At 40.4% G+C, this 15,725-nt stretch carries 13 protein-coding genes; 6 read left to right on the top strand and 7 right to left on the bottom strand.

All coding sequences use genetic code 11. The features are described 5' to 3' along the window. Window positions 1-28 precede the first annotated feature (28 nt). On the top strand, window positions 29-1,210 hold the full coding sequence (locus B9A58_RS16020; RefSeq protein WP_084374020.1) for an O-succinylhomoserine sulfhydrylase: 1,182 nt from the start codon (window positions 29-31) through the stop codon (window positions 1,208-1,210). Between the two features lie 157 nt (window positions 1,211-1,367). Beyond that, on the top strand, window positions 1,368-2,726 hold the full coding sequence (locus B9A58_RS16015) for a hypothetical protein (RefSeq protein WP_084373876.1): 1,359 nt from the start codon (window positions 1,368-1,370) through the stop codon (window positions 2,724-2,726). Between the two features lie 6 nt (window positions 2,727-2,732). On the opposite strand, the gene B9A58_RS16010 is transcribed toward B9A58_RS16015, so the two are convergent. Then, window positions 2,733-3,848, bottom strand: a complete 1,116-nt coding sequence (locus tag B9A58_RS16010; protein WP_245827095.1) for a fatty acid desaturase family protein — start codon at window positions 3,846-3,848, stop codon at window positions 2,733-2,735. 159 nt (window positions 3,849-4,007) lie between these two features. Between B9A58_RS16010 and B9A58_RS16005 the strand changes: the two genes are divergently transcribed. Further along, window positions 4,008-5,441 (top strand): sodium:solute symporter, encoded by a 1,434-nt coding sequence (locus tag B9A58_RS16005; RefSeq protein WP_084374018.1) that lies wholly within the window; start codon window positions 4,008-4,010, stop codon window positions 5,439-5,441. On the opposite strand, the gene B9A58_RS16000 is transcribed toward B9A58_RS16005, so the two are convergent. Continuing rightward, window positions 5,436-5,768: an MGMT family protein gene (locus tag B9A58_RS16000; protein WP_084373875.1), complete on the bottom strand. Its 333-nt coding sequence runs from the start codon at window positions 5,766-5,768 to the stop codon at window positions 5,436-5,438. The two genes, B9A58_RS16005 and B9A58_RS16000, sit on opposite strands and share 6 nt — an antisense overlap. Before the next feature lie 110 nt (window positions 5,769-5,878). Then, a complete protein-coding gene (gene mltG, locus B9A58_RS15995) occupies window positions 5,879-6,916 on the bottom strand; it encodes an endolytic transglycosylase MltG (protein ID WP_084373874.1) in 1,038 nt (345 codons plus the stop codon). A gap of 127 nt (window positions 6,917-7,043) precedes the next feature. On the opposite strand from mltG, the gene B9A58_RS15990 reads away from it, so the two are divergent. From B9A58_RS15990 to B9A58_RS15980, 3 genes are all read left to right on the top strand, one after another. Continuing rightward, complete coding sequence (locus B9A58_RS15990) at window positions 7,044-7,670, top strand: L-threonylcarbamoyladenylate synthase (protein ID WP_084373873.1); 627 nt, start codon at window positions 7,044-7,046, stop codon at window positions 7,668-7,670. Then, a complete protein-coding gene (locus B9A58_RS15985) occupies window positions 7,667-8,272 on the top strand; it encodes a WbqC family protein (protein WP_084373872.1) in 606 nt (201 codons plus the stop codon). Before B9A58_RS15990 ends, B9A58_RS15985 begins: the two co-directional genes overlap by 4 nt. 101 nt (window positions 8,273-8,373) lie before the next feature. Further along, a complete protein-coding gene (locus B9A58_RS15980; RefSeq protein WP_084373871.1) occupies window positions 8,374-10,938 on the top strand; it encodes an ATP-dependent Clp protease ATP-binding subunit in 2,565 nt (854 codons plus the stop codon). A gap of 280 nt (window positions 10,939-11,218) precedes the next feature. On the opposite strand, the gene B9A58_RS15975 is transcribed toward B9A58_RS15980, so the two are convergent. The 4 genes from B9A58_RS15975 to B9A58_RS15960 all read right to left on the bottom strand — a co-directional run bounded on the left by B9A58_RS15975 (window position 11,219) and on the right by B9A58_RS15960 (window position 15,672). Then, window positions 11,219-11,878, bottom strand: coding sequence for a hypothetical protein (locus B9A58_RS15975; RefSeq protein WP_084373870.1), 660 nt, complete (start codon window positions 11,876-11,878; stop codon window positions 11,219-11,221). A 41-nt stretch (window positions 11,879-11,919) separates the two neighbouring features. After that, on the bottom strand, window positions 11,920-13,986 hold the full coding sequence (locus tag B9A58_RS15970; RefSeq protein WP_084373869.1) for a hypothetical protein: 2,067 nt from the start codon (window positions 13,984-13,986) through the stop codon (window positions 11,920-11,922). Between the two features lie 214 nt (window positions 13,987-14,200). Further along, complete coding sequence (gene fabG, locus B9A58_RS15965) at window positions 14,201-14,947, bottom strand: 3-oxoacyl-[acyl-carrier-protein] reductase (RefSeq protein ID WP_084374017.1); 747 nt, start codon at window positions 14,945-14,947, stop codon at window positions 14,201-14,203. 176 nt (window positions 14,948-15,123) lie between these two features. Next, a complete protein-coding gene (locus B9A58_RS15960) occupies window positions 15,124-15,672 on the bottom strand; it encodes a carboxymuconolactone decarboxylase family protein (protein WP_084373868.1) in 549 nt (182 codons plus the stop codon). Between the last annotated feature and the right edge of the window lie 53 nt (window positions 15,673-15,725).

Raw genomic sequence — 15,725 nt, 5'->3', positions numbered from 1 at the left:
AACTGTTAGAATTATTGAAGGGCTTTCTATGAAAAAGTACAAACATTTCGAAACCAATGCCATCAGAACCCAAATCAAAACAACACATGAGAAGGAACACGCTTCACCTATGTACCTCACGTCGAGTTTTGTGTTTGACGATGCGGAAGAAATGCGAGCCACTTTTGCAGAAGAAATAGACCGCAATACCTACAGCAGATTCACCAACCCTAATACCACAGAATTCATAGACAAGATGTGTGCGCTAGAAGGGGCAGAAGCAGGCTATGCTACAGCCACAGGCATGGCAGCCGTTTTTTCTACGTTTGCTACCCTATTGAATGCAGGAGATCATTTACTCTCTTGTCGATCTATTTTTGGATCTTCTCACTCGGTCATCACCAAATTCCTGCCTAAGTACAAAATAGAGAGTACCTATCTGGATTTGGATGATACTGACAACTGGCAGGAAAAGGTTCAGCCGAATTCTAAAGTGCTTTTTATAGAAACCCCAACCAATCCTGGCATTGAACTGATTGATTTGGAGTTTGCTGGGGCTTTCGCCAAAAAGAATAATCTGATCCTCATTGTAGACAATTGCTTTGCTACACCCTATTTGCAACAACCTGTCGAATATGGTGCAGATTTGGTGATTCACTCTGCCACTAAATATCTGGATGGGCAAGGACGTGTGATGGGCGGAATGATTGTGGGCCGAGCTGACTTGATTAAAGAAATTTATACGTTCAGCCGAAGTACTGGACCAGCCCTTTCCCCCTTCAACGCCTGGGTACTCTCTAAAAGTTTAGAGACACTCGCCGTTCGTATGGAAAAACATGGGGAAAATGCTTTGAAATTAGCCGAATGGCTAGAGGCCAACGAACATGTGGAATGGGTACGTTACCCGTTCTTACCGTCTCACCCACAGCACGAAATTGCTAAGAAGCAAATGAGAAGTGGTGGTGGTATGGTTTGCTTTGGTATCAAAGGAGGTGTAGAAAGAGGTAGACAGTTTCTTAACAGCATTGAGATGTGCAGCCTGACGGCCAACCTTGGTGATACCCGTACAATTGTGACTCATCCAGCGTCTACTACACATGCACGACTGACGGACGAAGAAAGGGCAGCCACTGGTATTGCTCCTAATCTGATCAGGATTTCAGCTGGACTAGAGCACATTGAAGATATTATTGCTGATTTGGAGCAGGCATTTGGACGGTCTTCTGACTGATTGCAAGGCATCAATCCTCAACCTCCTTCTCCAGGAAGGAGTTTTTGTGTATTTTAATGTTATCACACATTAATTCAGCTTTGATTTAATGTTTAGTCACCAAATAGACATTAAAAAAGTAGCACTTCTACTAAATTTAGACAAACCAAAAATCTAAATGAGCGACAAGACCAAAGACCAGATCAGTGATTGGCTGAATAAACTCGAACGGGAAAGTTGGCAACTGGAGTTGCTGGTATCTGCTTTCACCATATTTTTATTAATCCAAGCCACTATTTCATTTGATGATTTTATTACTGATCTGGAATACCAGTACAGTTTTCGATCGGGCGCGCTGAGCATGCTTTATTTGTTTATAGGGCTACTTTTCAAATCCCTTCAGGCACTCACCATTTGTCTGATTACACATCTCATGCTCAGAGGCTTTTGGATTGGCACTATTGGTCTTCGCTCAGTACAGTCCAAAATTAATTTTACCGATCTCAAATACAACGAATTTTTTACTGAAAAATTAAAGAAGAACGTCATCAGCCTGGATCAATTAGTCATCAAGCTTGATGAGATATGCAGTGTCATTTTTGCCTTTGCTTTTTTAGTAATATCCATTTTATTGGCTTTTGGTATGTACTTGCTCTTTTTTGGACTAATCGCCGTGGTACTCAACCTTGTTGCTGATCTAACTCCAGAGTGGCTTGATCCTGCCATAACAGTGACAGCGCTTATCGTATTTCCTGTTGTCCTTTTGACAGGTTTGATCTATATGATCGATTATTTAACGCTTGGATTCTTCAAGAAAATAAAGTGGTTTGCAAGAGTATATTACCCCTTTTATAAGCTCTATAACTTCATCACACTATCTGTATTGAGCAGGAGTATCTACTACTATATGATCAGTAAGTTCTCAAAAAAGAGAATTCGATGGATCTACGCATTGGCAGGGTGTCTGTTGTTTTTTACTTTGATTTTTAAATTCGACCAACATCAGTATTATCCAGAAAAACTCAATGACCTGGCTATTTCTGCTAATTATTATGACGATCAGAGACCGTTGGATGATTATGTGAATCAGGCGAGCATCCCCTCGGACTATATAGACAAACCTTATTTCAGGGTATTTTTAAGATATGATGCGGTAGACAACCCTCGTATTAGTGAATTTTGTGAGGGCTTTACTCCAATTAAAGATGATGGTCTCAATTGGAGATTTAAGACCACATTTGAAAATGGTAATTTGAATATTGGCAACCAGCGCTATGATGACGAAGACTTTGAGCAACTCCTTAGCTGTCTGAGTGCCATTTATCAACTTTCCGTTAATGATTCAGTGTATGATGACTTGACCTATCGTTTTTACACGCACCCTGCTAAGCATCAGAAGGGCATCATTACAAACATCCCTACAGATAATTTCCTCAAGGGGGAAAATGTCCTGAAGATTGAAAAAATCCAACTGGACTCAGCCAAAACACCACAACATGAATGGTTTGCTACCATTCCTTTTTGGTATGAAAAATAGGGTAATTTAGGCTTTGGTCAATTGACTGTCTGGAGTACCAAGCCACTTGAGCATTTTGGTATGCTCACTCATGGTCTCAAAGAAACCCTTTTTCGCGTGATATGGGATGTCGAACTCAGCTGCCGTCGCCTTTACAATAGGTGCAAGATTCACATAGTGTACATGACATATATGTGGAAACAAATGATGTTCTACCTGAAAATTCAAACCTCCACCATACCAGGTCACCAATTTACTTCCGTTGGCAAAATTGACAGAAGTGTATAGCTGGTGCACAAAACGAGAATACTTCATTTTGCCATTTTCGTCAGGCTCAGGATACTCTACTTCAGGCAGCAAGTGTGCTGGCTGAAAGATCACGCCCACACCCAATCCGGCCGCCAAGTGCATGATGAAATAACCTAAGAAAATCTCACCTCCTGAATACGAAGTGAACAACACTGGAATACCAATCACCCATGAGAAATAGACGATTTTAGTTATGATCAAAATGGCGTATTCTTTCGCCACACTGCTTACATTTTTGTGCAGAATGCCTTCTTTATTATATCTTGTTATTTTGGCAAAATCCTTGATAGTCACCCAGAAAAAGGTCCCAAGAGAGTAGAAAAACCAAACATACAAGTATTGGTATTTATGTACTTTTTTTAGTGGTGTAGCTGGAGAGAATCTAAGAATAGCTTTAGGTTCAATGTCTTCGTCGTGGTCTTCAATATTGGTGTAGGTATGGTGTTTCACATTGTGTTGAATCTTCCAATTCATAGCATTGGCACCTACCAGGTTGAGCGTGTAACCCATCAGATTATTCACCCATTTGTGCTTGGAATAAGAACCATGATTGCCATCATGCATGATTCCAAGACCAATGCCTGCCATGCCGAGACCCATCAAAATAGCCAAGCCTAAAGCCATCCACCAAACAGGTTCGAAATAAATAATAGCAGCAAAAGGTGCAAAAAACAAAGTCAGCATGAAAACCGTCTTGAAGTACATTTCTCCATTCCCGTATTTTGAGATGCCCTTGGTCTTAAAGTATTCGTTCACCCTTCCATTCAACACCTTCGCAAATTCCTTACAATGTGGATCTTCATTATTGAAATATATATTAGTTACTTCTGCCATTGTATGCTCAATTCTATCTTTTTTCTCCTTTAGGTTATGCCACTCCGGCAAACCAACTCGCAATTTAATTCAATAAACTGAAGATCGTCTGAAATGCATGCATTACTTCCTATGACAAGAATCAGTATGTTTGTCTCCATAAAAATCAAAAGCTTGCCCATGAGTCCACTATTGGTGTTTTCTGTCATTGCTGGATATTTCATCCTCCTGATGACCATTGCTCATTTTACTTCTAAAAATTCAGACGCTGAATCATTTTTCACAGCTAATAGACAGTCGCCTTGGTATTTGGTTGCCTTCGGCATGATTGGTGCTTCCCTCTCTGGAGTCACTTTTATCTCGGTACCTGGAGAGGTGGGCAACAGCCATTGGGCTTACTTCCAAATGGTGATCGGCTATCTTTTGGGCTATTGGGTAATCGCCACTGTACTACTCCCCTTGTACTACAAAATGAACTTGGTGTCCATCTATCAATATTTGGATTCCAGGTTCGGACGAAATGCCTATAAAACCGGGGCTTTCTTCTTTTTGGTCTCTAGAGTTATTGGAGCTTCCTTCCGATTGTTTTTAGTAGCAACAGTACTTCAAATCGCATTTTTTGACGCATTCAATATTCCATTTTCAGTTTCAGTTTTTGTTACCATTGCTTTGATTTGGTTGTATACCTTCAAAGGAGGAATTAAAACTATTGTTTGGACAGACACATTGCAGACCTTGTTTATGCTACTGGCTGTGGGCATTAGTATTAGCATCATTGGCAATCAGCTTAATCTCTCTTTTGATGGATTGATTCAAGTCATACAATCAAGTGATTTATCTGACACGTTCGTTTGGAAGTGGCAGGCACCTAGAAACTTCTTCAAACAGTTTTTTGCTGGTGCATTTATTGCGATTGTTATGACTGGGCTGGATCAGGATATGATGCAGAAGAATTTGACTTGCCGATCTTTGAAAGATGCTCAGAAGAATGTGTTTTGGTTTAGTGTCATTTTGATTTTTGCCAATCTGCTATTCCTTTCACTAGGTGTTCTCCTTTATCATTTTGTTTCAGTCAATCAAATTGATTTGACACAGACAACAGACGCTCTTTTCCCATATTTGGCCATGAACCATTTTGGTGTTTTAGGTGGTGTTGTATTTCTTTTAGGTGTGACAGCAGCCGCTTATTCTAGTGCCGATTCCGCACTAACTGCACTCACTACGTCCTTCTATATTGATTTCTTAGATAAGGACCCAAGCAAAAGTGACAGTAAAAAGCGAATGATGGTTCACTTTGGCTTTTCTGCTCTGATCTTTCTTGTGATCCTAATTTTTCAAGCCATCAATGACGACAGTGTCATCAACTCAGTATTTAGAGTAGCGGGCTATACTTATGGCCCTTTGCTTGGGCTGTATGCTTTTGGGCTATTCACCAAGAAGCAGGTGAAAGATCAGTGGGTTCCTTTGGTTTGCATAGCAGCCCCAATTTTCACTTATTTGATCAATGAAAATTCGGTGGAATGGCTTCGCGGTTACAAATTCGGGTTTGAATTGTTACTACTGAATGGTTTATTAACTTTTGTTGGCCTATGGGGACTGACTAAAAAATCATAATTCCAGCTCCACAGCCGGATCCCAGAAGTGCTCTTTGAAGTTTTGGATTTTGTCCTTGACAACAGTCAAACCTTCAGCTTCCAACATTTCCTGCATGGCATTTGGGGTTGCAAAATGCATCTTACCAGTTAAAAGACCTTGACTATTCACCACACGGTGGGCTGGCACATCTGACTGACCATGAGCGGCATTCATGGCCCAACCTACCATTCTGGCGCTGAGGCCTGAGCCCAGGTATTTTCCAATCGCGCCATAGTTGGTTACTCTACCTTTCGGAATGAGTTTAACCACTTCGTAGACGTCATTGAAAAAGGAGTGTTCTTTCATACTATTAACATTTTATGTCTTTTCGACAAGATGAGAAATCTTTACATTCTATCATCCGCAGACAAGATTTTTCACATTCGTTCGAAATGACAACAACAATCAAATAGTGCTTACTTATAAATCCCAGCCTTATTCATTGCTCTTTGAAATTTCTCAGCATTGCGATTATGGTCAATCAGATTAGTAGCAAAGTTGTGTCTTCCCGAAAAATCTTCTTTAGCACACATGTACAAATACTTGTGTTTGTCATAATTCAAAACGGCATCCAATGAATTGATATGAGGCATGTTGATAGGCCCGGGAGGCAGGCCAGCATTTATATAAGTATTGTAAGGAGAATCGATTGTTTTGTGCTTGTTCAAAACCCGACGAATCTCAAAATCCCTACTTGCAAATACCAAGGTCGGATCAGCCATCAATGGAATGCCTCTGCGTATCCTATTGTAATAAAGTCCAGCCACCACTTTTAACTCATCACTTTGAATAGTTTCGGCCTGCACTATGGAAGCCAATACAGAAACCTCTTTAGGGGTAAGTCCCATCTCCTTTGCTTTCGCTAAACGTTCCGCATGCCAAAATTTGTCATACTCTTTTTTGAGCCTGCTCAACAAGTTGTCTGGCGTGGTGTTCCACCACATTTTGTAGGTATTTGGAATAAACATTCCTATAAAATTCAAACTATCAAACCCCAGTGATTGTTGAATGGAATCATTGAGAATAAGATTCGCCAATTGCTCCTCTGTGATTTCAAGATTTCTGGTAAGCTTCTCTGGCAAATCAGACAGCAATCGAGCATTGTTAAATGTGACATTGACCTCCGTCTGATCTCCCGATCTGAGCATTCTGATTACTTGTACGTTGGTCATCCCTGGCTCTATAAGGTACAACCCTGGCTTGACAAGCTTATCATAGTCCATCATTTTAGACAAGAAGCTAAACGACACCAGGTCATTCACATATCTGCCATTATACAATTGATTTTGCACTTCTTTGAAAGTTGATCCTGTACGAATCATGAGAGGTTTTGGGTCTTGTTCCACCAAAAAATTGGGAGAATAGATCATTTGCCAGAAGTAAAAACCAAAAGAGGAAAGCATCATGGAAAAAGCCACGATTGCAGAACCCATTACTATTTTCTTTTTATCCATTGGCGGCAAAAGTAATAGAAGTCAACAATTATGTCGGAAGACTGAAGTCAGAAGTTTTTTTCAATCTCTGGACTTCCGACTTCGGGCCTCATTCTCATACAATTGTTTTAATTTTAGCCTCGAAATCATGGAGACAGCTTTTATAAAACTCTACGAGGAAAACCCTGATCCTCAAAAAATAAGTACCATTGTCAAGACATTGGAAAATGGAGGTGTGATCATTTATCCTACGGATACAGTCTATGGCATGGGTTGCAGTATTTTTAACACCAAAGCCATAGATAAAATCAGAAGACTAAAGCAGATGAAAGGAAAAACAAATTTTTCTTTCATCTGTTATGATCTGAGCCACATTTCGGAATACACCAAGTCACTTCCCAACCCTGTATTCAAATTGATGAAAAAGGCCTTGCCTGGCCCATTTACTTTCATATTGAATGCCAGTAATAAAGTACCAAAGCTTTTAAATGCTTCTAAGAAAACAGTTGGTATCCGCGTGCCCAATAACAATATACCAAGAGAGATTGTTCGGATGTTGGGTAACCCAATCATCACCACTTCCATTCACGACGATGATGATATCTTGGAATATTCAACAGATCCAGAACTGATTTATGAAAAGTACGACGGGTTGGTGGATATTGTGATTGATGGAGGCTATGGAGAGGTAGTAGCCAGTACCGTGGTTGATTGCACTTCTGACGAACCTGAATTGATAAGAGAAGGCCTTGGTGACTTGAGTGAATATCTATGAGAACGTTGATAGAGAGTCAGTACTTTCCATGTCTGGAATATTTTAGCGTGATCAAAAATCGAAAGGAAGTTTGGATTGAAACCAAAGAGCATTTTGTCAAACAGACTTACCGAAATCGCTGCTACATTTTGGATGCGAATCGAGTGCTCCCTCTAGCCATTCCAATGATTGGTGGAAATAAAAATATTCCCATGGACGAAATTAAAATAGACTATGGACAAAAATGGCTTAATAATCATTGGCGAGCTATTATTTCGGCCTACAACAAATCACCATTTTTTGAATATTATGAGCCCTATCTCCATAAAATTTTATACAAAAAGCATGAGACACTTCTAGGGCTAAACAATGAAGTGCTGACATTCTGTCTCAAAGTCCTCAATATTGACACCGAGATAAAATACACATCCACCTATGAAAAAGGGCCATTCGACGAAACGGAAGACATTCGTTCGGTAATCCACCCGAAATCAGATTATATTTGCAGAGAGTATTTCACCCCTATCCCGTATCAACAACTGTTTGGTAGCAAATTTGCTACTAACCTCAGCATTCTGGATTTGCTCAGCTGTGTTGGGCCAGATGCGGACAAATACTTGTAAATTCTAAAGTCGGGAAACGATTCAATTAATTATTTCGTTTTTGGGTTAATGTTTAGATTTTAGAAGATTAAAATTTATTTTTACTACACACAAAGTAGCGTATGGAAGCAAAGTTTTCAAATAGGGTAAAGGAAGTCATTTCGCTGAGCAGAGAAGAAGCGTTGAGACTGGGTCATGATTATATCGGAACTGAGCATCTGATATTGGGGATGATCCGTGAAGGAGAAGGAGTCGCTGTGAGCTTATTAAAAAAGCTTGGCGTGTCTTTGGACGAACTCAGAGCTTCAATAGAAAAAGCTACTAAAGGTTCGGCCACGAACAATGTGAAGAACTTAGCCAATATTCCGCTGACCCGTCAATCAGAAAAGGTTTTAAAAATCACCTACCTAGAAGCTAAAATTTTCAAGAGTCACTTGATTGGCACTGAGCATTTGTTGCTTTCTATTTTGAGAGATGAAGATAATATAGGCACTCAGATTCTTGACAAATTTGATGTAGCCTACGACGTAGTAAAGGAGCTACTCGAATACCAAACGGAGCACCCTATGGGATCATCCGATACTGACGAGCCTGATGAAGATTCTTCCCGACTCTTTGGATCAGGCAGTGGCGCAGGTGGCGGATCATCATCTAGCAAAGAATCCGCCAAAGGAGGAGACAAGTCAAGAACGCCTGTGTTGGACAATTTTGGCCGTGACTTAACCAAAATGGCAGAGGAGGATGCGTTGGATCCTATCGTAGGTCGAGACAAAGAAATAGAGCGTGTGGCTCAAGTCCTCAGCAGAAGAAAGAAAAACAATCCAATTCTGATTGGTGAACCAGGTGTAGGTAAAACTGCTATCGCAGAAGGCTTGGCCCTTCGTATCATTCAGAAGAAAGTATCTCGTGTGCTATTTGGCAAAAGAGTGGTCACACTTGACCTAGCCTCTTTGGTTGCAGGTACAAAATATAGAGGTCAGTTCGAAGAAAGAATGAAAGCAGTCATGAACGAGATTGAAAAATCTCCTGAAGTGATCCTTTTCATTGACGAATTGCACACGATTGTAGGGGCTGGAGGAGCTTCTGGCTCTTTGGATGCTTCCAATATGTTTAAGCCAGCCTTAGCCCGTGGAGAAATCCAATGTATCGGAGCCACAACTCTGGATGAATACAGACAATACATAGAAAAAGATGGCGCCTTGGCTCGTAGATTCCAGATTGTGATGGTAGATGCCACCACAGTGGATGAGACCAAACAAATCCTCAATAATATCAAAGACAAGTACGAAAGCCATCACAATGTGAACTACACAGAAGAGGCCATTGATGCTTGTGTGAATTTATCTGACCGTTACATCAGCGACAGGTTTTTACCAGACAAGGCCATAGACGTGATGGATGAGGCTGGATCTAGGGTTCATATCAACAATATTTATGTACCTGATGAAATTGTAAGTCTTGAAGAGTCAATTGAAGACATCAAGGTGCAAAAGAATCAGGTAGTGAAAAGCCAGAAATATGAAGAAGCTGCACAGCTTCGTGACAAAGAGAAGAAGCTCATCGAGCAGTTGGAAACAGCTAAAGCGAAATGGGAAGAAGAGACTAAATCTCAGCGATTCACTGTAGATGAAGACAGTGTGGCGGAAGTAATCGCCATGATGACTGGTGTACCTGCCAAGCGTGTCGCTCAGAAAGAGAGCAACAAATTGCTGGGCATGAAAGATGATCTCAAGAAAAAGATCATTGGTCAGGACGAAGTGATCGACAAGCTTGCAAAAGCGATCCAAAGAACCAGAGTAGGTTTGAAAGATCCGAAGAAGCCGATTGGTTCATTTGTATTCTTAGGCCCTACTGGTGTAGGTAAAACTGAATTGGCGAAAGTACTTTCTCAGTACCTATTTGATAAAGATGATGCCCTTGTAAGAATCGACATGAGTGAGTATATGGAGAAATTCTCTGTATCGAGACTTGTGGGAGCACCTCCAGGGTACGTAGGGTACGAAGAAGGTGGTCAGCTGACTGAGAAGGTTAGAAGAAAGCCTTATAGTGTGGTACTATTGGATGAAATCGAAAAAGCTCACCCAGATGTATTCAACATCTTGTTGCAGGTGCTTGACGATGGTATCTTGACTGATGGTTTGGGACGAAAAGTAGATTTCAGAAATACGATCATAATTATGACTTCGAATATTGGCGTACGCGATCTGAAAGATTTTGGTGCTGGTATCGGTTTCATGAACAAGAACAAACAAAACAACTTGGATGAAGTGATGAAATCAACCATCCAAAGTGCCTTGAAGAAGACTTTCAGTCCTGAGTTCTTGAACAGACTGGATGATGTGATTACTTTCAATTCTCTGGAAAGAGAGCATATCCACAAAATCATTGATATCACTTTGGACAAATTGCTGGAGCGAATCATCGACTTGGGATACAACATTGAATTGACGGATAAAGCCAAAGACTTCTTATCGGAAAAGGGCTATGACTCTCAATATGGTGCAAGACCACTCAATAGAGCCATCCAAAAATATTTGGAAGATCCTATTGCAGAAGAAATCCTAAAAGGCGAAGTAGCTGAAGGAGAAACTTTAGTAGCGGATCACAAAGCCAAAGACGAGGTCTTAACCATCACGGTAAAGAAGAAAAAATCTCCTTCTAAGAAGGAGAAGAAAGAAGAGGAATAAATAATACTCTACCTTCATAAAAGAGCGCGGGATTGTGAATCCTGCGCTCTTTTTTTGTTCACTCACTTAATGACGTTAAGATCTCTCCTGTCGTCGAGATGACACATTATATTGATGTTCGAACTTTTATTGTCATTTCGAACGAATCGACCAACAGGGAGGTGAAGTGAGAAATCCTATTGAAATACGATGCAGAATCGCTTGACTATGGATTATTGTTTCTCACATGACTTACAATGGCGAGAAATGTTACTGTATAACTGGTATTTAACTGAGTATTTTAACCGCTTACCGTAAATACATATTGAAAATCTTGTTTTAGCTGATCGTCTTCCAATTTGATCATTAATGAATCCTTTGGAATTTCCCACCACCACGGTTCTAGCAAAACCTTCATTCGAGTGGTCGAGTCCATTGGTTCAATATATTTCAGGAAATCTTCTGTTTTCAAATAAGCAATTTCAGCCCACAGTCCAGTAAGACCTTGCTCAACTTCTCCGGTTGCATCATAATACGGGCTGATTTTGAGAACAAACTCAAAAATATTGAAGTTCAAGTTTTCTGTATTAGCCTTCTTTAATGAATTAAAAAATGGATATCCTGCAAAATTCCAAAAGCGTTCATCAAACCTAAAAGTATCCATTTGCTTCCTTTCTAAATTCAGATATTTGTCAAATTCAACATTAATGGAATTGAGAAGTTTATCATTATTCGTTTGATTCAATTCAATCAGTAATGAATAGAGTCTGTTGAATGTTGTATCTGTCAATACATTTTCAACTTCAACTTGTTCTCTTTTTTCAATCTTTTTTGTATCCGTCTCAATTAATTCAGATGGAAGCTCGGCTGGCTGTTCTTCTTTACCAATTTGCGTTGATTTTTCACCACTACTTTTTGGATCGCAGTTTAAAAAAAGTACACTGAAGGTAAAGATTAACAATTTACTATTTCATCTCAATTTATCTCATTAACAAGTTTAAATTAATACCCCCCATTATACTTCCGAGTAAACCACTCGATTGATACCAAAGTCAGGAGAATAAACAAAATCCATTTGAGGTGGATGATGGGGAAGATGTCTTCCTGAGAATGGATAATGCCTTTGAGCTGGAAGTTGTTGATGTCAGCTGAAGGTGTTTGCATGTCAGCGTAGAACTTACCTTCTGTATTGTAGGCCAGCTGGCGGAGCAAGTTGAAGTCAGCCACTTGATCTAGCTCTTCCAGTTGGAGTTCTTTCACAGAGAATTTGCCATAGACCGTTTCTTTTTTACCATTGAGGGTGACTTTTGCCTGATAATTGTAAAGCCCTGGTTCGAAATTGGAAGCCTCTAGTCTGGAATAGGCCGAGCTTGGCGTGAAGTTGTATTCTTTGATAAAATCATCTGCATTAGACACGACCACCTGCACTTGTTCGCCATAGACTCGCTCATAGATCTGATTATATATTTCGGCGTGGAACTTCACAGTCTGATTTTCAAAATAAGTATTGCTCTCTGGATAGAATTTAAACTTCCTTTTATCCACCTTGGTACTCAGATATTGAATCATCTTGAGAAACAAATCATCAAAAGAATCCGAAGCGTCTGTGGTTGCAAACTCTTGCATGCGCCATTTCCAAATGCCATCCGCCAGAAGATAGGCGGACTTTTGGCCGTTCTGCTCCATTAGATACAATAGAGGCTTGTCCGTCTGGATACTTCCTACTCTTTGATACATAAGCACCTTAGCATTGGCTGGCACAGTTGCTTCACCATAAGGCACGCTCACTGGTGGAAAACTACTGAAGTTTTCTCGTGCATCTTCCCTCAAGGAGAACAAATCGAAATCATCATTCAAGGCACCAAAAACCATATCTCGTTTGGCTCCCTTCTGACTGAATGTGAATAATTCTTCTGTTCTGCTGGCCATCAGGATATTAGATCTACTTCCAAAGATCAGCAAACATGGTACCCCTGCTTCTCTTTGTCTTTGCACAGTTTCATTGGCAAGTTTATATCTACTGTAGGCCTGATGAGAAATAACCAAATCGTATTTATCTTCCTTCAATTCATTGATTCCAGGAATATAAGTGGTCAATTCATAGTTTTGATTCTTTTCTATTACAGCCGCCAAAGTTTTGATATCTGGATGTGGTGTGGGCGCTACCAAAAGGATTTTCTGTTTGCCATCTACTACATCCACAAAGATCCTTCTGAAATTATTGGATGCCACGGACTCCCCTGTCATCACTTTCAATCTCAGATCCAACTGCTGCATGCCACTCTCACCTGCATCCACTTCTAGCTCCACACGGGTAAGTCCCTCATTGCTATTCAACTTTACACTTTGCGATGCGAGTACTTTCCCATTGCCTCTGACTTCTAGCAGAGTTTCCTTGCCTGCAAACCCATGATTGACCAGCTCAGCCACTACTGGAAACTTATTGCCTTGATAGGCAATCTTGTTGTACAATACATTTTGCAATACCAAATCCTGTTTTTGCAGTGTATCCCCCACTCCAATCGCATACACAGGATAGTTGTAGGGAAAAAAAGCGGGAGATGTGCCTTGGTTGTATTTACCATCAGAGATCAAATAAACACCTCCAAGATTTTTGCCCTCATAGCTCGACTGAACATCCCGTAGCCAGCGATCCAAATTTGTGATTTTCTGGTCAAATGAGATTTGACTTATATCGGCAGGCTTACCGTCAAGTGTATGAACGAACACCTCATAATTTTTGGCCTCTAGTTTGGTTTTCAGTTCACTTACATCCGCCACCAATTTTTGCTGTACGGCAGTATCCAATCCCTGAATCATTGACGTGGAATTGTCCATGGCAATGACAAAAGAAGGCCGTTCTACTTCATTGACCATTTGATTGAGCAATGGATTAAGTAGCAAAATCAACAATACAAAAATCAGTAGAAATCTCAATCCATTCAGCAGCCAGTTGGTTGCACGATTCCAAGGCGCTTTTTTGGTGTAAACCAAATAGGAAATGCCTGCAGCCAAAAGCAAGCAAAGCGGCACATACCAAATGGGTTGTTCAAAGGTTATTTCTGGCAAAATATCAGCTTATGATGGAAAGTGATTGTACGAAAAAATGAAGATAATGATTGGGAGGGGAAAAGAAAAGGGGGTTGGCTTTATTAAATATATTCCATCGTCATAGCCCTGTTTATCAGGGCTATCTCATGCGGCTTGCAGGTAACAGAAGCAGCGCTTGAAACAGTCGGATCACCCGGACTATCGCCGGGTGATCCGACTGCAAAAAATTCTATTAAGTCAACATGGCACCATCCACCTGGATCACCTGACCCGAAATGTATGTCGACTGGTCTCCACCTAAAAATACACAGCAGTCTGCCACTTCCTCAGGCTGCCCACCACGCTTCATTGGGATGGCATCTCTCCAGCCTTGTACCGTCTTCTCGTCCAAAGCATCAGTCATATCTGTTTCGATAAACCCTGGAGCCACAGCATTACATCTGATATTTCTAGACCCAAGTTCTAAAGCCACAGATTTGGTAAAACCAATAATACCCGCTTTGGATGCAGCATAGTTGGCTTGTCCTGCATTTCCTTTTACTCCTACTACGGACGTGATGTTGATAATTGATCCAGCTTTCTGCTTCATGAAAGTACGAGTAGCTGCCTTCACGGTATTGAAACAAGACTTCAGGTTCACGTTGATCACGTCATCCCACATTTCTACTGTCATTCTCATCAATAGGTTGTCCTTAGTGATCCCGGCATTATTGATCAATACATCCAAGCTCCCAAAATCAGTTACCACGTTGTTGATCAGCTCCTCAGCTGCAGCATAGTCTGAAGCATCCGAACGGTATCCTTTGGCTTTTACACCTTTGGCCTCCAATTCTTTTTCTAATGCCTCACCTTTTTCTACACTAGACAAGTAAGTGAATGCAACATTAGCGCCTTGTTCGGCATATTTCATCGCTATGGCACGTCCGATACCTTTAGAAGCACCTGTCACCAAAGCTGTTTTTCCTTGTAATAAACCCATGTTTGATTTGATTTCTATCTCGTTAGATTTTCTTAAAGCCTCAAAAGTAATCGCTTTCGCTAAATGTGCCTTATTCACTTGAGAAATATTGGTTGTCAAACCCTCCTATCAGTGAAAACAAAAATCCCACAAGCCTAAACCTGTGGGATGTCTCACTACTCAACTCACCTTATTTTTTACAAAGTAGCTGCTTCAAGTTCCTGAACTGCTGGGAAGTCTACAGGAATCTGTGTTGATCCATGCAAGAAATTGCTAATCGTCTTGTCCCCAATAAGTAAAACCGTATCTACCAAATTTTCCTTCGTGTATCCAACACTGAAAAAAGCATCAATGGCCGATTGTTCTGGCTTGCTTCTATTGACAACAGCACTTTTTACATATTTGGCCAACGCGTCCAATTTCGAATCAAACGATACTTCTCCACTTCTAATTTCAAGAATCTCGTCATCAGAAAAACCATTCATTTTTCCAATTGCAGTATGAGCGGCCTTACAGTAATTACAATTATTTACTTCGCTCACTACCAGATTTACTACTTCTTTTTCCTTTCCTGACAAAGAGGTCTTTCTCCCTGACAAAGTCAGATAATCAGCTAATGCATTTTCTGAGTGCGTGTATGTGGCATATAAGTTTGGAACAAAACCAACCTTATTTTTCAAGTCATCAAAAATCGCTTGATTGTTTGCTGATACTTCTTCTCTTGCGGGCACTTCAAAGCTTTCCATTTTTTAGTTTGTTTATGATTTAAAATTTTAATTTCTAAACCTATAAACTGGAT

The organism is Reichenbachiella faecimaris (assembly GCF_900176375.1).
GTDB lineage: Bacteria > Bacteroidota > Bacteroidia > Cytophagales > Cyclobacteriaceae > Reichenbachiella > Reichenbachiella faecimaris.
Note: the sequence above shows the minus strand (reverse complement) of the source record. Positions and strands in the feature narration are given on the sequence as shown.